24 protein-coding genes are annotated in these 21,782 nt (G+C 64.0%); 8 read left to right on the forward strand and 16 right to left on the reverse strand.

Annotation, left to right across the window (positions count from 1 at the left end):
- Positions 1 to 167: 167 nt before the first annotated feature.
- Positions 168 to 926, forward strand: coding sequence for a hypothetical protein (locus tag HPO_RS11580; RefSeq protein ID WP_035598749.1), 759 nt, complete (start codon positions 168 to 170; stop codon positions 924 to 926).
- A gap of 121 nt (positions 927 to 1,047) precedes the next feature.
- Here HPO_RS11580 and HPO_RS11585 read toward each other — a convergent pair whose 3' ends face one another.
- The 3 genes from HPO_RS11585 to HPO_RS11595 form a co-directional block, all read right to left on the reverse strand.
- Complete coding sequence (locus HPO_RS11585; RefSeq protein ID WP_035598751.1) at positions 1,048 to 1,515, reverse strand: NfeD family protein; 468 nt, start codon at positions 1,513 to 1,515, stop codon at positions 1,048 to 1,050.
- 32 nt (positions 1,516 to 1,547) lie between these two features.
- Positions 1,548 to 2,516, reverse strand: coding sequence for an SPFH domain-containing protein (locus HPO_RS11590; protein ID WP_035598753.1), 969 nt, complete (start codon positions 2,514 to 2,516; stop codon positions 1,548 to 1,550).
- A gap of 153 nt (positions 2,517 to 2,669) precedes the next feature.
- Positions 2,670 to 3,152 carry a peroxiredoxin gene (locus HPO_RS11595; RefSeq protein WP_035598756.1) on the reverse strand — a complete coding sequence of 161 codons (483 nt, stop codon included), beginning with the start codon at positions 3,150 to 3,152 and terminating at the stop codon, positions 2,670 to 2,672.
- 320 nt (positions 3,153 to 3,472) lie between these two features.
- On the opposite strand from HPO_RS11595, the gene HPO_RS11600 reads away from it, so the two are divergent.
- The 3 genes from HPO_RS11600 to HPO_RS11610 all read left to right on the forward strand — a co-directional run bounded on the left by HPO_RS11600 (position 3,473) and on the right by HPO_RS11610 (position 7,311).
- Positions 3,473 to 5,605 carry a TonB-dependent receptor gene (locus HPO_RS11600; RefSeq protein ID WP_035598759.1) on the forward strand — a complete coding sequence of 711 codons (2,133 nt, stop codon included), beginning with the start codon at positions 3,473 to 3,475 and terminating at the stop codon, positions 5,603 to 5,605.
- Between the two features lie 5 nt (positions 5,606 to 5,610).
- Positions 5,611 to 6,681, forward strand: a complete 1,071-nt coding sequence (locus tag HPO_RS11605; RefSeq protein WP_035598765.1) for a PepSY-associated TM helix domain-containing protein — start codon at positions 5,611 to 5,613, stop codon at positions 6,679 to 6,681.
- Positions 6,682 to 6,744: 63 nt separating this feature from the next.
- A complete protein-coding gene (locus tag HPO_RS11610) occupies positions 6,745 to 7,311 on the forward strand; it encodes a YqgE/AlgH family protein (RefSeq protein ID WP_035598768.1) in 567 nt (188 codons plus the stop codon).
- 5 nt (positions 7,312 to 7,316) lie between these two features.
- On the opposite strand, the gene HPO_RS11615 is transcribed toward HPO_RS11610, so the two are convergent.
- The 12 genes from HPO_RS11615 to coxB form a co-directional block, all read right to left on the reverse strand.
- Positions 7,317 to 7,895, reverse strand: a complete 579-nt coding sequence (locus HPO_RS11615) for a suppressor of fused domain protein (RefSeq protein ID WP_035598771.1) — start codon at positions 7,893 to 7,895, stop codon at positions 7,317 to 7,319.
- Positions 7,896 to 7,899: 4 nt separating this feature from the next.
- Positions 7,900 to 8,931: an EAL domain-containing protein gene (locus tag HPO_RS11620; protein ID WP_035598774.1), complete on the reverse strand. Its 1,032-nt coding sequence runs from the start codon at positions 8,929 to 8,931 to the stop codon at positions 7,900 to 7,902.
- Between the two features lie 13 nt (positions 8,932 to 8,944).
- Positions 8,945 to 9,514 (reverse strand): GNAT family N-acetyltransferase, encoded by a 570-nt coding sequence (locus HPO_RS11625; RefSeq protein WP_051612552.1) that lies wholly within the window; start codon positions 9,512 to 9,514, stop codon positions 8,945 to 8,947.
- A 9-nt stretch (positions 9,515 to 9,523) separates the two neighbouring features.
- Entirely contained in the window at positions 9,524 to 10,906 is a 1,383-nt protein-coding gene (gene thrC, locus HPO_RS11630) for a threonine synthase (RefSeq protein WP_035598777.1), read from the reverse strand.
- Complete coding sequence (locus tag HPO_RS11635; RefSeq protein WP_162174039.1) at positions 10,903 to 11,586, reverse strand: SURF1 family protein; 684 nt, start codon at positions 11,584 to 11,586, stop codon at positions 10,903 to 10,905. The genes thrC and HPO_RS11635 overlap by 4 nt, the downstream gene beginning before the upstream one ends.
- A gap of 121 nt (positions 11,587 to 11,707) precedes the next feature.
- Positions 11,708 to 12,589 carry a cytochrome c oxidase subunit 3 gene (locus HPO_RS11640; RefSeq protein ID WP_035598780.1) on the reverse strand — a complete coding sequence of 294 codons (882 nt, stop codon included), beginning with the start codon at positions 12,587 to 12,589 and terminating at the stop codon, positions 11,708 to 11,710.
- 75 nt (positions 12,590 to 12,664) lie between these two features.
- On the reverse strand, positions 12,665 to 13,282 hold the full coding sequence (locus tag HPO_RS11645) for a cytochrome c oxidase assembly protein (protein WP_035598782.1): 618 nt from the start codon (positions 13,280 to 13,282) through the stop codon (positions 12,665 to 12,667).
- Positions 13,282 to 13,455, reverse strand: coding sequence for a hypothetical protein (locus HPO_RS20835; RefSeq protein ID WP_199285919.1), 174 nt, complete (start codon positions 13,453 to 13,455; stop codon positions 13,282 to 13,284). Before HPO_RS20835 ends, HPO_RS11645 begins: the two co-directional genes overlap by 1 nt.
- Position 13,456: 1 nt before the next feature.
- The gene (locus HPO_RS11650; RefSeq protein WP_035598786.1) at positions 13,457 to 14,410 is read right to left on the reverse strand and encodes a heme o synthase; all 954 of its coding nucleotides are present in this window, start codon (positions 14,408 to 14,410) and stop codon (positions 13,457 to 13,459) included.
- 8 nt (positions 14,411 to 14,418) lie between these two features.
- Complete coding sequence (locus HPO_RS11655) at positions 14,419 to 14,910, reverse strand: hypothetical protein (protein ID WP_035598789.1); 492 nt, start codon at positions 14,908 to 14,910, stop codon at positions 14,419 to 14,421.
- An 80-nt stretch (positions 14,911 to 14,990) separates the two neighbouring features.
- Positions 14,991 to 16,691 carry a cytochrome c oxidase subunit I gene (ctaD, locus tag HPO_RS11660; protein ID WP_035598791.1) on the reverse strand — a complete coding sequence of 567 codons (1,701 nt, stop codon included), beginning with the start codon at positions 16,689 to 16,691 and terminating at the stop codon, positions 14,991 to 14,993.
- Positions 16,692 to 16,715: 24 nt separating this feature from the next.
- Positions 16,716 to 17,675 (reverse strand): cytochrome c oxidase subunit II, encoded by a 960-nt coding sequence (gene coxB, locus HPO_RS11665; protein WP_035598794.1) that lies wholly within the window; start codon positions 17,673 to 17,675, stop codon positions 16,716 to 16,718.
- A gap of 152 nt (positions 17,676 to 17,827) precedes the next feature.
- Between coxB and HPO_RS11670 the strand changes: the two genes are divergently transcribed.
- Positions 17,828 to 18,379, forward strand: a complete 552-nt coding sequence (locus tag HPO_RS11670) for a tetratricopeptide repeat protein (protein ID WP_035598797.1) — start codon at positions 17,828 to 17,830, stop codon at positions 18,377 to 18,379.
- Between the two features lie 47 nt (positions 18,380 to 18,426).
- Here HPO_RS11670 and HPO_RS11675 read toward each other — a convergent pair whose 3' ends face one another.
- The gene (locus HPO_RS11675; RefSeq protein ID WP_035598799.1) at positions 18,427 to 19,182 is read right to left on the reverse strand and encodes an SDR family NAD(P)-dependent oxidoreductase; all 756 of its coding nucleotides are present in this window, start codon (positions 19,180 to 19,182) and stop codon (positions 18,427 to 18,429) included.
- Between the two features lie 149 nt (positions 19,183 to 19,331).
- On the opposite strand from HPO_RS11675, the gene HPO_RS11680 reads away from it, so the two are divergent.
- The 3 genes from HPO_RS11680 to HPO_RS11690 are packed head-to-tail and all read left to right on the forward strand — an operon-like array spanning position 19,332 to position 21,779.
- A complete protein-coding gene (locus tag HPO_RS11680) occupies positions 19,332 to 19,928 on the forward strand; it encodes a TetR/AcrR family transcriptional regulator (protein ID WP_035598802.1) in 597 nt (198 codons plus the stop codon).
- Between the two features lie 38 nt (positions 19,929 to 19,966).
- Entirely contained in the window at positions 19,967 to 21,370 is a 1,404-nt protein-coding gene (tldD, locus tag HPO_RS11685) for a metalloprotease TldD (RefSeq protein ID WP_035598805.1), read from the forward strand.
- A gap of 7 nt (positions 21,371 to 21,377) precedes the next feature.
- Positions 21,378 to 21,779, forward strand: coding sequence for a rhodanese-like domain-containing protein (locus tag HPO_RS11690; RefSeq protein WP_035598883.1), 402 nt, complete (start codon positions 21,378 to 21,380; stop codon positions 21,777 to 21,779).
- The last annotated feature ends 3 nt before the right edge of the window (positions 21,780 to 21,782 follow it).

Consider the following 21,782-nt stretch of genomic DNA (forward strand, 5'->3'; position numbering starts at 1 on the left):
CTCAGGGAGAGGAGGGGCCCGCGCTCGCAGAACGTGGGAGGTGAGGGCCTCCAACGGTGAGCCCCTATCCCCCACCCCATCTTCCAAAAATTCCCACCAAATCAACCCCCTCCCCAAAAACACCTCCGGCTTATCCACCCCCTGCCGGCCCATGCTAATCTCCCTGCATGGACTATGCGCCCCGCCCCCTGAAGCTCAAGACTGCCCATGACGGCCTGATCGGCCGTACACGGAGATTTGTGCTGTCCCTGGTGGCGGAAATCGAAGAGCGCCTGCCTCCCGGCGAAGGCGCCATCATTCCGGCCGCTCTCATCCGTAGGCTGATGCGCAACTGGCTGATCCCGGCCGAGGCGGCCATGCGCCGCGCCATCCTGCTGATCGCCGCCTCCCTGCCCCTGCCCCCGCTGGCCGCGCTCATCCCGGCTGCGGCCTCCGCCCCGGCCCCGCCGCAAGCCTCGCCGCGCAAGCCCCCGGAAGGCGGCGCCAGAAAATCTTCGCGCACGCCGGTTTTCAGCATGAAGGAACCCCAGCGCCGTTCGAAGGCGGACGATACCGCCGCAGACCAGCTGCGCCGCAGCCTGCTTCAGGCCGCCGCCATGGATCGCCCCTGCCGCCCCCTTGCGCCGCTGCGCCCCCTCAGAAGCCCCACCGAAGAAGCTGCCCGCCTGCAGGAGCGTTTCCTGTGTCGGCTGGACGCGCTGGCCTTCGCCATGGGCAATCCCGAGCGCGAAGCCGAACGTTTTCTCCGCCGCCAGGAGAAGGAAGCCGAAAAGCACCGCCAGATTGGCGCGCTTCCGCCGCTGCCCATCTCCTTTCAGAGGCCCTCCGGCCTCGGCGAAGAAACCGATCCGCAATTCATCAGCCTCCTGATTGATCTTAATGCGGCGGTTGCGCCCCTCTTCCCCGCCCACCCCAATACCTCCTGACGCACGGCAAAATCCCCGCCGCCCGCCTCCCCAGCCCCGCTGGGGAGGATACAGGCGTTGCACATAAAAAACCCCTCCGCTGCCGGAGGGGTTTTGTTCAATTGCAAAGGGCTGGAAAACCTCAGCCCTTGCGCACCACCGCCGTATTGGCGCGCGTCTCCGCCACGATGATCGCGTCGCCCGCCAGGATCGGCGGCTCGCCCGGAACTGCTTCTGCGCCCCACACCGTATCGCCGATCTTCACCTGCCCGGCCCCGGCCACGAAGTCCTTCGTCGCCTGTCCGCGCTGGCCCACCAGCTGCGCCATCCGCTTGTTCAGCGTGGGGTGTTCCGGCGCCGCCTTGCGCAGGCCAGGGAAAACGATCCGGCTGCCGATAATCAGGATAATCGCGGCCACCAGGAACACGATCACCTGCCCGTGCCAGCCCGCAATCCCCTCGGGCGCTACGGCGGCAAAGATCGCCGTCAGCACCGCGCCGATGGAGGCCATCAGCAAGTCATACGTGCCGGTGATCATCTCCAGGCCGAAGAAGATCAGCGCCAGCGCCAACCAGTGCCACCATGTCACCCCTGCCAGCAATGCGTCCATGTTCAGGAACTCCTCTGTCTACCGGCCGGGGCTCAGCTGCCCGTCCGTGTGGGCGGCACAGCCCCGCCCGGCGGCCGCGGCGTGGCCGAGGCGGCCTTCGCCGAGTCCGTCAGCCCACGGATGCCTTCGATAGTGCCCAGGATCGACGAGAACTCGGCCGGGATGATCACGGTGCGCTGCTGACTGGAGGTCGCCAGCTTCTCGAACGCGGCCACATAGGCCTGGCCCAGGAAGTAGTTGATGGCGTTGACATCGCCCCGCGCAATCGCCTCGGAAACCATCGCGGTGGCCTTCGCTTCGGCCTCGGCTTCCCGCTCGCGCGCCTCGGCGTCGCGGAAGGCGGCCTCGCGGCGGCCCTCGGCCTCCAGGATCTGCGATTGTTTCTGGCCCTCGGCCTTCAGGATGGCAGACTGTTTCTCCCCCTCGGCGGTCAGGATTTCCGCTCGCTTCAGGCGCTCGGCCTTCATCTGCCGGGCCATTGCCTCGGTAATGTCGGCGGGTGGGGTGAGGTCCTTTATCTCGATCCGGGTCACCTTGACGCCCCAGGGATGGGTCGCCGCATCAATCGTGCCCAGGAGGCGCGCATTGATCTCGTCGCGGTTCGACAGCACCTCATCGAGGTCCATTGAGCCCACCACGGTCCGGATATTGGTCATGGAGAGGTTGGTGATCGCATGGGTGAGGTTGTTCACCTCATAGGCCGCCTGCACCGCATCAATCACCTGGATGAACACGATGGCATCGCAGGAGACCATGGCGTTGTCCTTGGTGATCACCTCCTGCTGGGGCACATCCAGCACGGTCTCCATCATGTTCATCCGCCGACCGATCCGGTCGATGAAGGGCACGATGACGTGCGGCCCCGGCGCCAGCGTCTTGGTGTAGCGGCCAAACCGTTCCACGGTCCAGTTATAGCCCTGCGGCACGAATTTCAGCGCCGAGAACAGCAGGATGAACGCCACAGCCAGGGCGACGACGAAGGTGACGAATACGATGTCCATGGGTCCCTCTCCACGTTGATAACAAATCAGACTTGGGGAGAGTTTGCCGTTTTTCAATAAATCCGCAACGAAAATCGGCCCGCCACGTCCCCGCAGCAGGCCGATCATCGCCGTATTCGGTAACAGGCGCTTAAACGCGCCCTTCAGCCGGCCTCAGAGCTGGCCGAGCAGATAGTCGGCGCTGGAGACCTTGAATTCCCCGCCCGCTTCCACGTTCAGTTCGGCCACAACGCCGTCCTTCACCAGCATGGAATAGCGCTGCGAGCGCTTGCCCATGCCAAAGCCGGACGCATCAAGTTCGAGGCCCAGCGCCTGCGCAAAGGCGCCATTGCCATCGGCCAGCATCCGCACTTTCTCGTCGGCATGGGAGCTCTTGCCCCAGGCGCCCATCACGAACACATCGTTCACCGAGGTGCAGACGATGTCATCCACGCCCTTGGTCTTGAAGTCGCCAGCCTTGTCGACATAGCCCGGCAGGTGGCGGGCCGAACAGGTCGGGGTATAGGCCCCCGGCACGGCGAACAGGGCAACGGTCTTGCCACCGAACACCTCAGCCGTGGTCACGGGCTTTGGCCCATCCACGGTCATTTCCATAAAAGTCGCTTCCGGCAGTTTGTCGCCCACTTTGATCGCCATGGCAGTTTTCTCCTTGCTGGCCTCAGGAGATAGGCCGCTCCGGCGCGTCCCGCAATGCTTGCCCGCCCGGCAGCCGGCAATCCGTGTCGTTTCCCCCCAACCCGGAAAACCGCCAAACCCGCCCCAGGATCGCCGCCGCCCTTTCTGCCACCGGGCAAAGCGGCATTGAAAGGGCCGTCAGAGGCGCGGGGCCGATTGTGATCCCCGCGCAACGGGCTGCAGAATCTGCGAAAGAATCTCAATTGACGCATTGCGAATGATTGTCATTTTCGACTATGGCAGACGGGTTTTCTCCAGACAGAGAGATTTCAGGAGCCCCCATGAACAGATTCATTGGCGTCAGCGCCGCCGCCCTTCTGGCGATGTCGGCCACCGCCACCGCGCAGGAAAACGAGGCCGCCACGGACGAAACCAAGGTCGAGCAGACCATCATCGTCACCGCCTCGCGCACCACCCTGCCGCCCTCGGCCCTGCCCAACACCATCCAGATCATCAGCGATGAGGAACTCTCCCTCCAGGCCCAGCTCACCGGCTCGGCGGTCGATGTCGTCTCCACGCTGGTGCCCTCCTTCTCCCCCACGCGGGAGAAGCTGTCCGGCGCGGGCGAATCCCTGCGGGGCCGCAAGCCGCTCTACCTGATCGACGGGGTGCCCCAGTCCAACCCGCTGCGCGATGGCAGCCGCGAAGGCCACACCATCGACCCCTTCTTCATCGACCGGGTGGAAGTCATCTTCGGCTCCAACGCCATTCAGGGCATCGGCGCCACCGGCGGCGTGGTGAACTATGTCACCGCCCCGGCCGCCAAGGAGGGCGAAGGCTGGACCGGCAAGCTGATGGGCCAGATCTCCGCCTCCAACGACTTCCAGGGCGATGGCTATGACTACCGCGCCGGCGCTCTGGCGGGCCGTGATTTCGGCCTCCTCGACGTAACCCTCGGCATCGCCAAGCAGAAGCGCGGCGCTTTCTATAGCGGCGATGGCCGCCGCATCGGCGTTGATGGCGCCCAGGGGGAATTGCAGGATTCCGAAAGCCTCTCCTTCTTCGGCAAGGCCGGCATCGATCTTGGCGGCGCCCGCCGGCTGGAACTGATGGCCCAGCATTTCGAGCTGGAAGGCGATGGGGACTATGTGCTCGTCAACGGCTCCCGCGCCACCAATACGCCGACGACCACCGTGCGCGGCCAGCAGGAAGGCATCATCCCCACCAACAAGGTGCTCACCTCCTCGCTGACCTATACCGACCAGGATGTGCTGGGCGGCACGCTGACCGGCCAGCTTTTCTATCAGGATTTTGAAGCCATCTATGGCGGCGGTTCGTTCGCCTCCTTCCAGGACCCGCGCATCGCGCCGGTCGGCACCCTGTTCGATCAGTCTGCGAACAATTCGGAAAAGAAGGGCCTGCGCGTTTCCTATGAGCGCGAAATGGACGCTGTGCCGGGCCTGCGCGTGATGGGCGGCCTCGATGTGCTCAATGACAAGACCTATCAGGAACTGGTCCTCACGGGCCGCAACTGGGTTCCGGAAACCGAGTTCACCTCCTACGCCCCCTTCCTTCAGCTCAACCAGGCCCTCTGGGGCGAGCGCATTCACCTCTCCGCCGGCCTGCGCCATGAGATCGCGAAGCTGAAGGTGAACGATTATGAAACCCTCTACTCCTACGGCCCGCAACAGGTGGGCGGCGGCGAACCGGAGTTCGAGAAAACCCTCATAAATGCCGGCGTCACCGTGGAGGTCATTGACGGCCTCACCGCCTACACCTCCTATGCCGAAGGCTTCACCATGGCTGATGTCGGCCGCATCCTGCGCGGCGTGGAAACGCCCGGCCAGGATGTCGATACCTTCCTGAATGTCGAGCCGGTGATCTCCGACAATACCGAGATTGGCCTCGAATGGCGGCGCGGCCCGCTCTCTGCTTCGGCAGCCTATTTCTGGAGCAAGTCCGAACTCGGATCGATCCTTGTGCTGCGCAATGACGTGTTCGAGGTTGAGCGCCGCCGCACGGAGATTGATGGCTTGGAACTCTCCGGCGCCTGGGATACCCCGCTGGACGGCCTGCGCCTTTCGGGCGGCTATGCCATGCTCAACGGCCGCACCGATACGAATAATGACAACCGCGTCGACACCGACCTTGACGGCGCCAATATCAGCCCGGACCGGGTAAACCTCGCCGCCGATTATTCCGCCGGCCCCTATTCCGTCCGTGTGCAGACCCGGTCCTATCTCGACCGCACCTTCGATGGCCTGGCCGCCAATACAGACTTTGACGGCTACACCCTGGCCGATGCCTTCCTGCGCTATTCGGCAGGCTTCGGCGACATCACCCTCTCGGCGTCAAACCTCTTCGACAAGCAATACGTCACCTATGACAGCCAGACCGTTCAGCCCACCAGCAACACCCGCTTCTTCGCGGGCCGGGGCCGGGTGATTGCCCTTGCCTTCGAGAAGAAGTTTTGAGGCTGATGATGTTTCTGAGAACGGCGCACGCCTGGGCGGGCGCCGTTCTGTCTCTCCTGATTGCCGTGCTGGGGCTGTCGGGGTCCCTGCTGGTGTTCAAGAAGGACTATCTGCGCGCCGTCTTTCCAGAGGCGCGCGAGGCGGTCTCTCTGGCCCCCGAAACCCTCGGCCCGGTGCTCGGCCGGATCGAGGCCACCTATGGCCCTGAAGGACTGCAATACGTCTCCCTCGGCGATGCGCATTTCGGCCTGCACAAGGCGGTCTTCCGGGATGGCGGCGGCGCCTATATCGACCGCAGCGGCGAGACGGTTGCGCGCTGGGCCAAGAACGGCCGCGCCGAAGACTGGCTGTTTGACCTTCACCACTATCTGCTGGCCGGCAACACCGGAAAGCTCATCGCCGGGGTGGCCGGCGGGGCGGCGGTTATCCTCGCCCTCACCGGCCTTATCATCGTCTGGCCTACCTTGCGCATGTTCGCCTGGCGCGTCTGGCCGAAATCGGCCCGGCGCCGGGATCTCCTTGCCCAGCACCGCGATCTGGGTGTGATCTTCGCCCTGCCGATCATTCTCATCGCCTTCACCGGGTTCGCCATGGTCTATTCCGGCCCGGTGCGCGCGGTGCTGAAGGTGGTCACCCTCACCCCCGCCGAAGCGCCCTCGGCGCGCCTCGCCGCCGGGCCCGGCACCACCGACTGGACCGCCACCCTCGCCGCCGCCCAGGAGGCCTTCCCCGGCGCCTATCCGCGCCTTGCCAGCCCGCCCCGCAGCGAAGGCGCCCCGGCCTCCCTGCGCCTGCGCCAGCCCGGCGAGTGGCACCAGAACGGGCGCACCTATGTGCTGATGGACCCGGCCACCAACCGCCCCCTCGCCACCGAAGATGGCCGCGCCCTCTCCCGCGCCGACCGGGTGTTCAACGCGCTCTATCCCCTGCATTCGGCCGGGATCGGCGGGCGCCTCTATGATCTCCTCTCCTTCCTCACCGGCCTCTCCCTGACCGTTCTCGGCCTTGCCGGAACCTGGACCTTCCTGCGCAAACCCAGGCGCAAGCGCCGGAAAAAGCCTGCCCTCGCGGCCTGACCCACCGGATTTTCACTTGCAAATGCCCGCCACCTGCCCCAGCCTCGGTGGCCGGAGCACGACATGCAGATTGAAACGGACCTCACCGGCAAGCTGCTGATTGCCATGCCCGGCATCGGCGACCCGCGCTTCGAGCGATCGGTGATCCTTGTCTGTGCCCACACCCCGGATTTCGCCATGGGCATCGTGCTGAACCGCCCGATGGAGGGCATCGACCTGCAGGAAATCATCGACCAGATGGATGTGCCCCAGGAGGCTGATCTGGAAGGCGTCGCCATTCTGGAGGGCGGCCCGGTGGCCACTGAACGCGGCTTTGTTCTGCACACAGATGACGTGATCTGTGACGGCGCCACGATGGAGGTGGAGGATGAGCTGTGCATGACGGCCACGCGCGAAATCCTCGCCGCGATTGCCTCATCGGCGCCGCCGCGCAAATTCGTCATGGCGCTGGGCTATGCCGGCTGGGCCGCTGGCCAGCTCGAACAGGAACTGGCGCAGAATGCCTGGCTGGTCGGCGCGCCCGATTCCGATCTCGTCTTCGGCGACGCCTATGAACACAAATGGCGCCACGCCCTCACGCGGATGGGCGTAGACCTCTCGCGGCTTCAGTCAAATGCGGGCAATGCCTGACGGCGTCACACCACCGGCGCGCGCAGCAGGTCAAACACATCGGCGCCGGAGGCTTCCAGCTTCTCTTCCAGCGCTTCGAGCCCTTCTTCCTCGGCCAGTTCAAACTCGCTGCCCGAAATCGGAATGATCTGCAGCCAGACGGTCTTGCGGCCATCCTGCTCGAACACGCCGAAGTCTTCATCCCAGAAGAAAGGATGCACCAGCAGAAGATGCTGCATCGTGCTGCCGGGGAAATAGGCCTGCACCACATCCGGCAGGATCGTGCCCAGCCCAATGCTCCATTCACCGGTCTGCACCTCATGGGCAATATCGGCCAGCATCTCCACAAACGGCATTTCGTCCGCATAGAGCGCCCCGCACAGCTCCACGCCAAAGCCCATCGGCTCATCTTCCAGCACCAGTTCCCGGTCGCTGAGGCCGATGGTGGAGCAGGAAAGATAGTCCCCCTCCGGCGCCCCGGAAGAGACAAGCACGTTCACGGATAATCCATCATGATAGGACTGGCCCATCACCCTGATCTCGCCGCCAAAGGCATCGGTCAGGTAATCTGCAATCGCGCGGTGCTGGGGCGTTGCCTGGCTCATTTCGTCATCCTTTCAGGAAAGCCAGCGCGCTGTCTGCGTCCATCGGACGGGCAAAGGCAAAGCCCTGGGCATAGTCAAAGCCGAGCGCCCGCAGGCGGCTGGCATCTTCACGCGCTTCCACGCCCTCGGCAGTCGAGGACATGCCCAGCCGGCTGGCCAGCAGCGTGATGGTGGAGAGGATCGTGTCATTGCGGTGCTGGCCAAGACGGCTGGTCAGGCCATGGTCGATCTTGAGGCTGTCAAACGGCAGGTCGGCCAGCCAGGCGAAGGAGGAATGCCCCGTGCCGAAATCATCCAGCACCAGCCCCGCGCCCACCGCCTTCAGCGCCATCGCGGCGGCCAGCGCATGGGTCTCGTCGCGCAGGGCGGCCTGCTCGGTCAGCTCCATGCGCAACGCCCGCTCAGGCAGCTTGTAGCCATTCATCAGCGCCTCGATCAGCGCCGGCAGCGTGCTCTTGGTCAGCTCCCGCGCGGTGAGGTTCACATGCATGAAGAGGTCGTCGCGCTTTGCCCCCTCCCGCAGGTTCGACAGGGTTTCGGCCGAGCGGATCAGCATGTTGGACGCCAGCGCCTGATCTTCATAACGGCTGGGCGGAACGGTCTCTTCATTGCTGTCCCAGCGCGCCAGCGCCTCGAAGCCGACCACCCGGCCATCGCGCAGCGAAATGATCGGCTGGTAGACCGGGGCGAGATCCGGGCCGGGGCGCATATCGCTGGGGTCAATCTCGGGGAAGGTCTCCCCCGCCAGCAGCATGCCGCGCGCCTCGCTGTCGCTGACGAAGGCACCGACGAAATGCACGTCCCGGCCGTTGGAAAGCCGCAGGCCGCAGCGCACCGGGCCGCCTTCACCGGTCGACAGCGCCTTGGCCAGCCGCCCCCGGCTCAGCCCCTCCACCATCTTCTCCAGCGCATCGAGAGACCAGTCCCCGGAGAGATCCGATAACAGCGTGCCGGTCTGTGCCTCGATGAGGAGGCGGCCAGCCTCGCCGCGCCAGTGCCAGCTGCCCTGGGGTTCCTTGGGGGTGCGTTTTGCCATGTGTTCTCGTTACCTAGCGGCGAATATCGCCCCTGACGAGAGCGAAAAGGATATGGTCTCGGCGCACGCCCGCAATCTCGAGGTATGCGCTCGCCCGTCCCTCTTCAGCAAATCCCGTGCCTTCCAGAACCCCGCGGGAGCGGTCATTCTCCGGCACGATCCCCGCCTCGATCCGGGCGAGGTTAAGCATCGGAAACGCCCATGTGCACAGGGCTTTCACCGCTTCCTTCATATAGCCCTGGCCGGCATGGGGCTCGCCCATCCAGTAGCCGAGGCTGGCGCTGTTGGCCGGCCAGCCGCGCACCTGTGTCAGAGAGGCACCGCCCAGCAGCGCATTGTCAGACAGCCGGCGGATGAGGAACACATAGCCCGTGCCCGCTTTCCAGGCCTTGGTCCAGGCGGTGACGCGCCGCTGCCAGTCCTTGCGGCTCAGCGCATCGGCCGGCCAGCTTGGCTCCCACGGCTCAAGGTAGGCGCGGCTCACCGTGCGCAGCGCGGCCCAGTCTTCATAGTCGCTCTTGCGCGGCGCCATCAGCACCAGCCGCTCTGCCGCGATAACCGTATCGAGCGGCACAAACGCCATGGGCCCGGCCTAGCCTGCGAAGGCCGCAATGCGGGCGCGCACCGCCGCCGGATCAGAGGCAAAGCGCTCGAACACTTCGCCCCGGCCCAGAAGCTCGGCGCAGCGGCTCGGCAGCGGGGCGTCTTCGCCGGTCGCTTCCTTCACCGTTTCGGGGAACTTGCTCGCCGCTGCCGTTGCCAGCACCACGGTCGCCGCCGCATCCGAAGGCTTGAGGCCCCGTGCCGTCTGCGTGCCAACCGCCGTATGCGGACAGATCAGCCAGCCGGTCTCGGTGCGGAACCGCTCCATCTCGGCCAGCGTATCGGCATTGTTCACCGAAGCGGCGGAAAGCCCGGTGCAGGAGAGGCGCGCCCTGGCCGTCTCCGGCAGCTCTGCCTCGCCCGCCTGGGCATAGGTTTCATAGGTCCGGCGCACAGCCTCAGCGTCGCGCCCCGTCACTTCGAACAGCAGGCGCTCGAAATTGGACGGCACGGCAATGTCCATCGCCGGGCTGGGCGTTGCCACGGCGGCCTGGCGGGTCATCCGGCCGGTGTTGAACACCCGGGCCAGCGTGTCGTTTTCGTTCACTGCGCAGCGGATTTCGAGGCCGCCCGGCAGCAGGCCGCAGCGGGCCGCCACATAGCCGGCCAGCGCGTCGCCCATATTGCCGCTCGGCACCACGAAGCGCAGCGCCCGGTGGCCGAGCTGCGCGCTGGCGGTGGCGTAATAGACCGCCTGCGCCGCAATCCGCGCCCAGTTGATGGAGTTGACGCCCGAAAGGCCGATGCTGGCGGCAAACGCCTTGTCGGCAAACATCGATTTGACCATCGACTGGCAGTCGTCAAAGTCTCCGTCCACGGCGATGTTGAGGACGTTCTCCGCGCCCGTGGTCGTCATGAACAGGCGCTGCACCGGCGAGACCCGCTCATGCGGATGCAGGATCACCAGGCGCACATTTTTCGCCCCGGCAAACGCTCCGGCAGCGGCCCCGCCGGTATCGCCGGAAGTCGCGCAGGTCACCGTCATCCGCTGGCCCGAGAGGCCGAGGAGATAGTCATAGATCTGGCCGATGATCTGCATCGCCACATCCTTGAAGGCCAGCGTCGGCCCATGGTGCAGCTCCATCAGCCAGAGGCCGGGGCCAGCCTGCGTCAGCGGCGCCACGGATCGGTGGGCAAAGCGGCCATAGGCCTTCTCGCACAGCTGGCGCATCACATCCTTGGGGATGGCGTCGCCGGCAAAGGCAGAGAGAATGCGCGCGGCGGTTTCGGCATAGGGCTCGCCGGGTATAGCCGGCGCAATCTGCGGCCAGCTTTCAGGCACATAGAGGCCGCCATCGGCCGCAAGACCGGCAAGGCACGCGCCGGCAAAATCGACAGGCTCTGCCTGACCCCGTGTCGAGATATACTTCACTTACTCGTCTCCCGCCTGAAGCGCAGCCGCCCGCGCTGGTAATGGAAGGCCAGATACACACCGGCGAGCGCCATGGCGAGGCCCCACCAGGTGATTGCATAGCCAAAATGCCGCTCTGGCGGCAGGCGCGCGCTGTCGCCCGGCATCAGCAGAGGGTTGGCGACCGGCTGGGGCGCCGGATAGTCCGCACGGATCAGCGTTTCCGGCTCGAACACGCGGGGGATCACCCGCGCCGCCAGATCCGCCGGCAGCGAGGCGGCCAGCCGCTCCGGATCCAGCGCATAATAGATGCCCTTCTCCGGATCATCCTCTGTGGTGAACGCGTTGCGCCGCTGGGGCGGATGCCAGAGGCCGCGCAGCGTCAGCGTCTGGGGCTCGCCGGCGGGGTTCACCGGCGGCGGCTCGATCGAATAGGTAATCGTCAGCGGCAGGAAGAGGATGCCCTCTGCTGTCTCGAACGCGGTCACCTGCCGCCAGGCGGCGTCACCATCGGCATAGGCATAGACGATCTTCTCGGTGCCCGGCAGCGTGGTGCCGGCGATCTCGGCCCAGTCCGGCTCGGCACCCTTCTGCGCCATCTTCTCCGCATAGCGCCCCCACTGCCAGTTGCCGAACATGATCAGGATGGCGAACGCGATCACGCTCAGCACGGTCATGACGGGTAAGGGGCGGAACATCATCGGTCGGATCCAGGACAAATCGGGACAAGCACGTCCCCGGAAAGACAAAGCCCGCCAGCGCTGAAACACCGGCGGGCCAGATTGTGTCATCCCTTACCGCCCCTTGGGACGGCGCAGAGACTTAGTGGCCGCTGCCGCCGTGGATGAGCCACGGAGCCACATAGACGAAGGCGAAGAGGAAGAGCCACACCACGTCCACGAAGTGCCAGTACCAGGCGGCAAATTCGAAGCCGAGATGCTTCTTCGGCGTCAGGTTGCCGGCATACATGCGGATCAGGCAGACGATCAGGAAGATCGTACCGATCACCACGTGGGCGCCGTGGAAACCCGTGGCCATGAAGAAGGCCGAGCCATAGAGCGTGCCGTCATACGAGAAGGCCGCGTGGCTGTATTCGAGAACCTGAAGACCGGTGAAGCCGAGGCCGAGCAGGATCGTGACGATCAGGCCGAGCTTTGCACTCTTCATGTTGCCATGAGCCAGCGCATGGTGGGCCCAGGTGACCGTGGTGCCCGAGAGCAGCAGGACGAGGGTGTTCATCAGCGGCAGGTGGAAGGGGTCAAACATCGTGACGCCTTCGGGGGGGAACTGCTTGAAGCGCTCAAGCCCTTCCTGGAACAGCGCGTTTGCAGAATCCCAGTGCGCGCCGACGCGGGCATCCCAGAAGATGGCGAATTCGAAGAAGGACCAGAACCAGGCCACGAAGAACATCACCTCGGAGGCGATGAACAGGATCATGCCATAGCGCAGGCCGATCTCGACCACGGGCGTATGATCGCCCACGCGGCCTTCCTTGATGACGGTTGCCCACCAGCCGAACATGACCCAGATGACCATAGCAAAGCCGATGGCCATGAGCCACCAGGTGCCTTCAGCCAGGCCAAACAGGCCTTTCATGTAGGTCACACCGCCGATTGCGAGAACGGTGACCGCCAGCGAGCCGAGGAGCGGCCACGGCGAGGGGTTCACCAGGTGATAATCGTGTTTGACGTCGCCGCCGGCCATTTTCTCAATCCCCTCCGGAATCGCCACAATACTTTGGCGCTGTTTATCGCTTGCGCGCGCCTTTTCGCAACTGTTTCAGCCCGGCGTGGCCGGATTTGCCGCACCCCCGCCCGCCGGCGCGTCAGGCGCCGCTGCGGGCACAGGCCCGGACACTTCGGTGCGCGGCCCGTTATACGTGCCACTGTCAAAGAAAGTGTAGCTGAGTGTGATAGTTTCGAGATTCTTCGCCACCCGGTCTTCGACCATGTTGGGCGAGATGAAATAGACCACCGGCAGCTTGCGCGTTTCCCCGGCCGCGATCACGCGCTCAGAAAAGCAGAAGCATTCCAGCTTGTTGAAATACGGCCCCGCCAGGTGCGGCGTCACATTATAGCTGGCGATGACGCGGATTTCGCGGTCGGTCGGGTTGGTGACCTCGTAGAAGGCCAGGCCATGCTGGCCGATTTGGACTGTCTGGGGCCCCTGCAGCGCGCGGAATTTCAGCGGCGTATCGGCCACATTCGCGTCGAAGCGGACCTCAACCGTCTGGTCGAGCATTTCCTTCGGGCCTTCGGTAGCCACCCGCGTGGTGCCGCCAAAGCCGGTCACTTCACAGAAAGCCGAATAAAGCGGCTCTGCCGCAAAGGCGAGCGTCAGCATACCAGCGGCAAAGCCGCCCGCGATCAGACCGATCCTTGCGTTCGACAGACCCATTACATCCGCCCCGAAATGCCTGTTCCGGTTGCCAGCCGGATGATGGTGGTGATCATCACCAGAACGACGAAACCGGCAAGGGCCAGACCCAGCCACAGGTTCCGCTTCTTGCGGGCGGCGAGTTCTTCCGGCGTCATCCGGCGCACGTCCGGCTTGAGGGTCGGATCTTCCATATCAGCCTCCGATGACCGGGAAATGCAGCCCGGCGGCATGCTCCACCAGCACCGCGCCAAACAGGGCGAAGAGGTAGAGAATCGAGAAGAGGAATGTGTTGCGGGCGAGTTTCATGTCTGCCCCCGGGGCGCCGTCATCCCCCGCCTTCGAGCTCAGGATGGCCAGCGCGCAGACGAGGAAGACCAGGCCGCCCACGCCGGCGGTGACGGCATAGATCCAGCCGCCAAGACCGGTCGCCAGCGGGCTGAGCGAGACGGGAATCAGCACCAGCGTGTAGATCAGGATCTGCAGGCGCGTGGCCTTTGCCCCATGCGTGACGGGCAGCATCGGCACCGAGACCTTGGCGTATTCCTTGTGCGCCAGCAGCGACAGCGCCCAGAAATGCGGCGGGGTCCAGAAGAAGATGATGGCGAAGAGGATCCAGGCGTCCAGCGGCGTGTTGCCGGTGACCGCCGCCCAGCCGATGACCGGGGGGAAGGCCCCTGCGCCGCCGCCGATGACGATATTCTGCGGAGTCGCCCGCTTCAGCCACATCGTGTAGATGACGCCGTAATAGAAGATCGAGAAAGCCAGCAGCCCGGCCGCCAGCCAGTTGGACGCCAGCCACATCAGCATCACCGACACGCCTGACATGATGAGGCCCATGGCAAGGGCCTCTTCCTTCGGCACGGCGCCGGACGGGATCGGCCGCGTCGCCGTGCGGCTCATCACGGCGTCAATGTCCGCGTCATACCACATGTTGATGGCGCCTGCTGCGCCCGAGCCGAGCGCGACGGCCAGCACGGCAATCGCCGCCATGGCCGGGTGCATGGTTACGCCCGTCATGCCGCTGGCAGCGGCCAGACCTGCGACCGCTGTGAACACCACCAGCATCATGATGCGGGGCTTCATCAGGTTCACATAGTCAGCAGCCGTGGCGGGGCGTTTGCTGGATGTCGTGTGCGTGTCAGTCATAGGCGGGCTTATAGCGGTTTGCCTCGGCGGATGCGCTCAAAAACGGCGTCTGCGATGCATATGGCAAAGATGACGAGGGAAAGCAGCGCGACATATTCAGCGAGCATGGCGATCATTGATAGCTGCTCGAAGCTCGACTCATAGTCGATAAATCGCTTCGGAGGGTCCCGGAACGCAACCGAGAGTGACGACCAGAGGGCAAGTAAAGCTGCCATCGTAGCCGTACCCCAATGCAAATAAGCAAGAACTTTACGAAACCGAATTCCGGTTACACGGGGCACCAACCAGTAAAACAGTGCAAATACCAAGAACCCACCGAAAACGTAGAATGTGAAGCCCCAGTCATGCACAAAGTAGTACGAATCGTAGAGCCCATGATCGGGCATTCGGCTGTTCAATGCATGCGCAATCGCGACCGCTGCAAGAACCGAGATGCCTCCGCTAAGCGCAAACAGGCTGGCCAAGAGAAATCCGAGCGGGACGAAACGGTTCTGAAGCATCAGCCTTCTCAAAGCAAAACGGCCCTCCGCACTCTCATGCGAAGGGCCGTCTGATTTCAAGCCTTTGTCAGGCCGGGCGCTTAGTGGCCGCCCTTGTTCGTGACCACCGGCAGTTCGTTATACTGGTGGAACGGCGGCGGGGACGGCAGGGTCCATTCCAGCGTCGTTGCGCCTTCGCCCCACGGGTTGCCATGGCCATGCTCATCCACGGTGGCCTTGCGGCGCTGGATGAAGGCAACAGCCAGCGAGAAGAAGAAGATCAGCGTGGCAACGAGGGTGATGGCGTAGCCGATCGACGACCAGTGGTGCCAGGTGGCAAAGCCATCTGCATAGTCGATGTAGCGGCGCGGCATCCCCTGCAGACCCAGGAAGTGCTGCGGGAAGAACAGGACGTTCGAACCGATGAACATCAGCCAGAAGTGCAGGCCGCCGAGGAAGCTGTTGTACTTGATGCCGAACATCTTCTCGAACCAGTAGTACCAGCCGGCGAAGAGACCGAACACGGCGCCGAGCGACAGCACGTAGTGGAAGTGGGCCACCACATAGTAGGTGTCGTGCAGCGTATGGTCGACACCGGCATTGGCCAGCACCACGCCCGTCACACCGCCCACGGTGAACAGGAAGATGAAGCCGATGGCCCAGAGCATCGGGAGTTTGAACTCGATGGAGCCGCCCCACATGGTAGCGATCCACGAGAAGATCTTGATGCCGGTGGGCACCGCGATGACCATGGTGGCGGCCACGAAGTAGGCCTTCAGGTCCACGTTCATGCCGACCGTGTACATGTGGTGGGCCCACACGACGAAGCCGATCACGCCGATGGACACCATGGCATAGGCCATGCCGAGATAGCCGAAGATCGGCTTTTTCGAGAAGGTCGACACGATGTGGCTGACGATGCCGAAGGCCGGCAGGATCATGATGTACACTTCGGGGTGGCCGAAGAACCAGAACAGGTGCTGGAACATCACCGGGTCGCCGCCGCCGGCAGGCACGAAGAATTGTGAGCCGAAGTTACGGTCGGTCAGCAGCATGGTCAGCGCGCCAGCGAGCACCGGCAGAGCCAGAAGCAGCAGGACGGCGGTGATCAGCATACCCCAGGCGAACAGCGGCATCTTGTGCAGCGTCATGCCCGGTGCGCGCATGTTCAGAATGGTGACGATGAAGTTGATGGCGCCGAGGATCGAGGCGATACCGGCGGTGTGCAGCGACAGGATCAAGAGGTCCATCGACGGGCCGGGGTGGCCGGTCGAGCCGGAGAGCGGCGGATACAGGGTCCAGCCGCCGCCGAAGCCGTTACCGGCAGAACCGCCCGGAACCACCATCGACAGGATGGCCAGCACGAAGGCAGCCGCCGTCAGCCAGAACGAGATGTTGTTCATCCGCGGGAAGGCCATGTCCGGCGCGCCGATCATCAGCGGCACGAACCAGTTGCCGAAGCCACCGATCAGCGCGGGCATCACCATGAAGAAGATCATGACGAGGCCGTGATAGGTGATCACGACGTTGTAGAAATGCTTGGCCGCGGCAACGGCAGCGTCGCCTTCCAGGCCGAAGAAGGTGGTCTGGATCCACAGCATCGGGCCGATGCCGGGCTCAGCAAGCTCCCAGCGGATCAGGCCCGACATTGAATAGCCGACGATACCCGCGATCAGCGAGAAGATGAGGTACAGCGTACCGATGTCCTTGTGGTTCGTAGAGAAGAACCAGCGCGCAAAAAAGCCGGGTTTGTGATCGTGGCTGTCGTGGCCGTGATCGAGGGCAACTTCGTCCATAGGCATGGGAAAGGCTCTTTCTCTCGGAACTTAGTTAGAAGCGAATTTGGTTTCGGTTTCAGCCGAAGCGATCTGGCTCACCGAAGCGGCGGCGCCGTCAAAATCTCCAGCCTTCATCAGCTCAGCCCAGGCATCGAATTGTGCCTGCGGAACCACGCGGACCTCGATCGGCATGTAGGCATGGTCAACGCCGCAGAGTTCCGAACACTGGCCGTAATAGACGCCCGGCTCCCGCACGAGGAACCAGCCTTCGTTGAGGCGGCCGGGGATGGCATCCACCTTGATGGCGAATGCCGGCACGGCCCAGGAGTGGATCACATCAGCGGCCGCCGTGTAGAAACGGACATAGCGGTTTGCCGGAACGACCATCGGATAGTCGGTCGACAGCAGGCGCAGGCCATCGGTGGGATCAGAGGCGCGGCCCTTATGGATGCCGTTGGAAACGAATTCCACAGGTTCGCCCGTCTCATCGACGATATCGGGATAGGTGTAGGTCCAGTTCCACTGGTTGCCCTGGATCTTGACGTTCACGAAGCCCTCTTCCGCCGCATCGGGGAAGTAGTTCTTGGTGAAGGCCTGATGCTCGGCCGACTTGCCGTCCGCCAGCAGCTGCTTGGAGGTGGCAACGATCTGGCCAAGGTTCGGCGTGACGTTCTGATAGAACAGGTTCGGAAAGGAGAGGCCCGCAATGCCCACCAGGATCAGCGCCGGCACAACCGTCCACACGATCTCGATGGTGGTGTTGTGGCTGAACTTGCGGGAAACCTTGTTCGCCTTCTGGTTATAGCGGACCACGATCCAGATGAGCAGCGCCAGCACCAGCAGCGTGATGGCCGTGATGATCACGAGCAGCACATTGTGGAACTCATGAACGCGCTCAGCGATTCGCGTCGCCGCAGGCTGCATGTTGATCGCGCCGTCTACAGGCTCGGCCGCAAAGGCCGGTGCGGCCAGCATGGCAGCGGAGAGGGCGGCAAGGATGTGTCGCACGGATTCAACCCCAATTCGTCTCAATTTGGCCTCTAACTATACCAGCCGCGCTGGGAACCCCAGCGTTTTCCTCGCTCAAAATTGTCGCAGCGCATCGCCCGGCCGGGGGCAGAGTGCTATACTCTTCTTACAACGAAATACGGGAGGAAAACATGGTCCGTACAGTTGTATTTACGGCCCTTCTGGCCGTTTTGGCCCCTGCGGCCACCGCGCAGGTAACCGTCATCGGTGGCGGGCTGGCTAAGGATTGTTACGAAGCGGCGAAATACGGATTGCTCAGCCAGGTGGCTGCGGAAGAACTCTGCACGCGGGCCCTGGAGCATGAGGCCCTCAATCTGACCAATCGCGCCGCCACCTTCACGAATCGGGGTGTTCTGCGGATGCGGCAGGGCAAGCTGGATGCGGCGCTGAGCGATTATGCCGCCTCAAAGCGCATCTCGCCAAACTCCGGCCCTACCTGGCTGAACGAGGGCGCCGCCTACATCCTCAAGCAGGATTACAACTCTGCCCTGGTGTCGCTGGACAAGGCCATCGAACTCGATTCGTCCGACCTCTACGCCGCCTATTACAATCGCGGCCTGGCCCGCGAGCGTACCGGCGATGTGGAAGGGGCTTATTACGACTTCGTCAAATCGAAGGAACTCAAGCCGGACTACACGCCGACAGATGACCAGCTCGCCCGGTTCACGGTGGTGACGAACTGAAACGCTCAGGGCGGATGTTGACTATCCGCCCTGAACCCGGCCCCGCCTCAGGCGAGGAAACCGCCCGACACATCCACGATGCTGCCGGCGATGTAGCCTGCGTCCGGCCCGGCAAGGAACACGGTGGCGGCGGCCACTTCCTCAACGGTGGCCACGCGGCGGATGGGGTGGGCATCCATTACGGAGTCCGGCAGCTTGCCGGCGGCGGCGGTCCCCATATCGGTCAGCATGATGCCCGGCTGCACCACGTTCACCGTGATGTTGCGGGGCCCCAGATCCCGCTGGACGCCCTTGGCATAGCCGGCAATCGCCGCCTTGGTGCCCGAATAGTCGGCCACGCCGGGGAACGGCACCTTGCTGCCAAGACCCGAGCCGATGAAGATGATGCGTCCGCCATCGGAGAGCTTGCGGGACGCTGCCCGCGTTAGGGCCACCACGCCCAGGACATTGACCTGCCACTGGCGGTCATACTCGGCCGTCTCGAGCGCCGGATCGTCCACCGTGCGCCCCTGAACGGCGACGGCGGCGTTGTTGACCAGAATGTCCAGCTTGCCGAAGTGCGCCGCAACCTGATCGACCAGCGGCCCGGCCGTGGCCAGATCCCCCTGATCAGCCTGGATGGCCAGCGCCCGCACGCCCTTTGCCTTTAGTTTCTCGACCACGGCCTCAGCCTTCGCCGCCGAGGCGGTGTAGCTGATCGCGACATCTGCGCCCTGATCGGCCAGCGCCTCGGCAATGGCCGCGCCAAGCCCGCGCGAGCCGCCCGTGACCAGGGCAACCTTGCCCTTCAGTTTCGTCGACATGAGATATCCTTCTCGTGTTCGGGGCCGCAGTTGCAGCCCCGATGATTATTTCGTAACGATTGTTACGATACCGTCTGGTATGATATGAGATGGGACGCGGTCAATCTATTTTGTAATGATCGTTATGATAACAGAGTTGAGCTGAGCTAATGGGACGCCACCGGCAATTCGATGTGGAGAAAGCGCTTGATGCGGCGCTCTGCGTCTTCTGGCGCAAAGGCTATGAAGGCGCCTCCTATACCGACCTGACCGAAGCCACCGGCGTGGAGCGGCCTGCCCTCTACGCGGCCTTCGGCAACAAGGAAGCCCTCTTCCGGAAGGCTCTGGATCGCTATCAGGAGCGGTATCTCGATTATTTTCCTGAGGCGATGAACCTGCCGACCGCGCGGGAAGTGGCCACAAAGATATTCTGCGCTGCAATCCATCTGAATACCGCATTTCCGGAGAACACCGGATGCCTGATGATCAACGGCGCGCAAGCGGGCTCTGATGAAGCTGAGCCGGTGAGGCAGGCATTGATCGATGCGCGGGCCGAAGGCGAGGCGATGCTGCGGGAGCGGTTCGTACAGGCCAGAAAAGACGGGGATCTGCCCGAAACTTCGAACCCAGAGGCCCTCGCCACATTCGTGATGGCCGTCCTGCATGGCATGGCCATGCAGGCGAAGGCCGGGTTCAGCCGGGAAACGCTGCTGGCGGTGGCCGAGCAGGCCCTGGCCGTCTTTCCGCCTGCCCCACCCGCAGGCTGAGGCTTGTACGCAGACGCGGAAGCCCGCATCTTGGGAACATGACCCAATCCCCCCTGCCTTTTGACCTGAAAGCCGCTGCCGACATTCTGGCGGAGGCCACCCGCGGCGCCGATGATGGCGATCTTTATGTGGAGCGCTCGCGCTCGGAGAGCTTCGTGTTTGACGATGGCCGGCTGAAATCGGCCGCCTATGACACCGATCAGGGCTTTGGCCTGCGCGTGGTGGCGGGCGAGGCACAGGGCCAGGGCTATGCCTCGCAGCTGACGCTGGACGCCATCCGCCGCGCCGCGGACACGGCCGCCCAGGCCAAGCGCGGCCATTCGGGGAAGCTCGCCACCGGCCCTCAGCCGACCAACCGGCGCCTCTATGCCCCCATCGATCCGACGCTGGCGCCGGCCTTTACCGACAAGACAAACCTGCTGGCCGAGATCGACGCCTTTGCCCGCGCGGCCGACCCGCGCGTGGTGCAGGTCTCCTGCTCGCTATCGGGCAGCCATAGCGAGATCGACATCCTGCGCCCGGACGGGGCCCATTTCCATGACATCCGCCCGCTGGTGCGCCTCAACGTATCGGTGACGCTGGAAGAAAACGGCCGGCGCGAATCGGCCGGCGCCGGCGCGGGCGGGCGCGCGGCCTATGACGAGTGGATCGCGCCCGAGCGCTGGAAAGCCATGGTGGCCCGCGCCATCCAGAAAGCTTCGGTGAACCTCAAATCCATCCCCGCCCCCGCCGGCGAAATGGAAGTGGTGCTCGGCCCCGGCTGGCCGGCTGTGCTGCTGCATGAGGCGGTGGGGCATGGCCTCGAGGGCGACTTCAACCGCAAGGGCACAAGCGTCTATTCCGGCCGCATCGGCGAGCAGGTGGCCGCGAAGGGCGTAACTATCATCGATGACGGCTCCATCGAGGCGCGGCGCGGATCGCTGTCCTTCGATGATGAGGGCACACCGACCCAGCGCACCGTGCTGATCGAGGATGGCATCCTCAAAGGCTATATGCAGGACCGGATGAATGCCCGCCTGATGGGCATGGCACCCACCGGCAATGGCCGCCGCGAAAGCTATGAAGCCTCCACCATGCCGCGCATGACCAATACCGTGATGCTGGGCGGGGACAAGGATCCCAAGGAAATCGTCGCCTCTATCAAGCGCGGCCTCTGGGCGGTGGATTTCGGCGGCGGACAGGTGGACATCACATCGGGCAACTTCGTCTTTCAGTGCACGGAAGCTTACCTTGTCGAGAATGGCAAGGTGGTGGCCCCGGTGAAGAATGCCACGCTGATCGGCCATGGGCCGACCGTGCTGCGCGATGTGACGATGATCGGCAACGACTTTGCCATGGATGATGGCGTTGGCGTGTGCGGCAAGGCCGGGCAATCGGTGCCTGTGGGCGTGGGCCAGCCGACGCTGAAAGTCGGTTCCCTGACGGTTGGGGGAGCTGGCTGACGCAGCGATGAATATCCAGTCGATCCTTGCTTCGATGTTTTCCCTGAAGGGAAGCGACCGGAACACGCCGCCCGTGCAGCGCCTTTCGGCGCGCGAGGCGCATGACAAGCTGGCCGCAGGCGAGATCACGCTGATTGATGTGCGCACGCCGCAGGAATGGCACCAGACCGGAACTGCGCCGGGGGCGCAGCGCATCACCCTTCAGGACAAGGACTTTCTGAAACAGGTGATGCAGGCCGCTGGCGGCTTTGACGCGCCGGTAGCGTTTATCTGCCGCTCGGGCCAGCGCTCCGGCCAAGCCGCCGCGCAGGCGCGCGCGGTGGGCTTCACGCAGGTTTACAATGTGGTGGGCGGCATGGAAGGCCCCGGGGGCTGGCTGTCTGAGCGCCTGCCGGTCTCGTTTTCCTGATGT

This window comes from Hyphomonas polymorpha PS728 (genome assembly GCF_000685315.1).
Lineage (GTDB): Bacteria > Pseudomonadota > Alphaproteobacteria > Caulobacterales > Hyphomonadaceae > Hyphomonas > Hyphomonas polymorpha.

Excerpts from the sequence above, each read along its gene's own strand:
- HPO_RS11580 (WP_035598749.1), top strand. The coding sequence starts at position 168 with ATGGACTATGCGCCCCGCCCCCTGAAGCTCAAGACTGCCCATGACGGC.
- HPO_RS11585 (WP_035598751.1), bottom strand. The coding sequence starts at position 1,515 with ATGGACGCATTGCTGGCAGGGGTGACATGGTGGCACTGGTTGGCGCTG.
- HPO_RS11590 (WP_035598753.1), bottom strand. The coding sequence starts at position 2,516 with ATGGACATCGTATTCGTCACCTTCGTCGTCGCCCTGGCTGTGGCGTTC.
- HPO_RS11595 (WP_035598756.1), bottom strand. The coding sequence starts at position 3,152 with ATGGCGATCAAAGTGGGCGACAAACTGCCGGAAGCGACTTTTATGGAA.
- HPO_RS11600 (WP_035598759.1), top strand. The coding sequence starts at position 3,473 with ATGAACAGATTCATTGGCGTCAGCGCCGCCGCCCTTCTGGCGATGTCG.
- HPO_RS11605 (WP_035598765.1), top strand. The coding sequence starts at position 5,611 with ATGATGTTTCTGAGAACGGCGCACGCCTGGGCGGGCGCCGTTCTGTCT.
- HPO_RS11610 (WP_035598768.1), top strand. The coding sequence starts at position 6,745 with ATGCAGATTGAAACGGACCTCACCGGCAAGCTGCTGATTGCCATGCCC.
- HPO_RS11615 (WP_035598771.1), bottom strand. The coding sequence starts at position 7,895 with ATGAGCCAGGCAACGCCCCAGCACCGCGCGATTGCAGATTACCTGACC.
- HPO_RS11620 (WP_035598774.1), bottom strand. The coding sequence starts at position 8,931 with ATGGCAAAACGCACCCCCAAGGAACCCCAGGGCAGCTGGCACTGGCGC.
- HPO_RS11625 (WP_051612552.1), bottom strand. The coding sequence starts at position 9,514 with ATGGCGTTTGTGCCGCTCGATACGGTTATCGCGGCAGAGCGGCTGGTG.
- HPO_RS11635 (WP_162174039.1), bottom strand. The coding sequence starts at position 11,586 with ATGATGTTCCGCCCCTTACCCGTCATGACCGTGCTGAGCGTGATCGCG.
- HPO_RS11640 (WP_035598780.1), bottom strand. The coding sequence starts at position 12,589 with ATGGCCGGCGGCGACGTCAAACACGATTATCACCTGGTGAACCCCTCG.
- HPO_RS11645 (WP_035598782.1), bottom strand. The coding sequence starts at position 13,282 with ATGGGTCTGTCGAACGCAAGGATCGGTCTGATCGCGGGCGGCTTTGCC.
- HPO_RS20835 (WP_199285919.1), bottom strand. The coding sequence starts at position 13,455 with ATGGAAGATCCGACCCTCAAGCCGGACGTGCGCCGGATGACGCCGGAA.
- HPO_RS11650 (WP_035598786.1), bottom strand. The coding sequence starts at position 14,410 with ATGACTGACACGCACACGACATCCAGCAAACGCCCCGCCACGGCTGCT.
- HPO_RS11655 (WP_035598789.1), bottom strand. The coding sequence starts at position 14,910 with ATGCTTCAGAACCGTTTCGTCCCGCTCGGATTTCTCTTGGCCAGCCTG.
- ctaD (WP_035598791.1), bottom strand. The coding sequence starts at position 16,691 with ATGCCTATGGACGAAGTTGCCCTCGATCACGGCCACGACAGCCACGAT.
- HPO_RS11670 (WP_035598797.1), top strand. The coding sequence starts at position 17,828 with ATGGTCCGTACAGTTGTATTTACGGCCCTTCTGGCCGTTTTGGCCCCT.
- HPO_RS11675 (WP_035598799.1), bottom strand. The coding sequence starts at position 19,182 with ATGTCGACGAAACTGAAGGGCAAGGTTGCCCTGGTCACGGGCGGCTCG.
- HPO_RS11680 (WP_035598802.1), top strand. The coding sequence starts at position 19,332 with ATGGGACGCCACCGGCAATTCGATGTGGAGAAAGCGCTTGATGCGGCG.
- tldD (WP_035598805.1), top strand. The coding sequence starts at position 19,967 with ATGACCCAATCCCCCCTGCCTTTTGACCTGAAAGCCGCTGCCGACATT.
- HPO_RS11690 (WP_035598883.1), top strand. The coding sequence starts at position 21,378 with ATGAATATCCAGTCGATCCTTGCTTCGATGTTTTCCCTGAAGGGAAGC.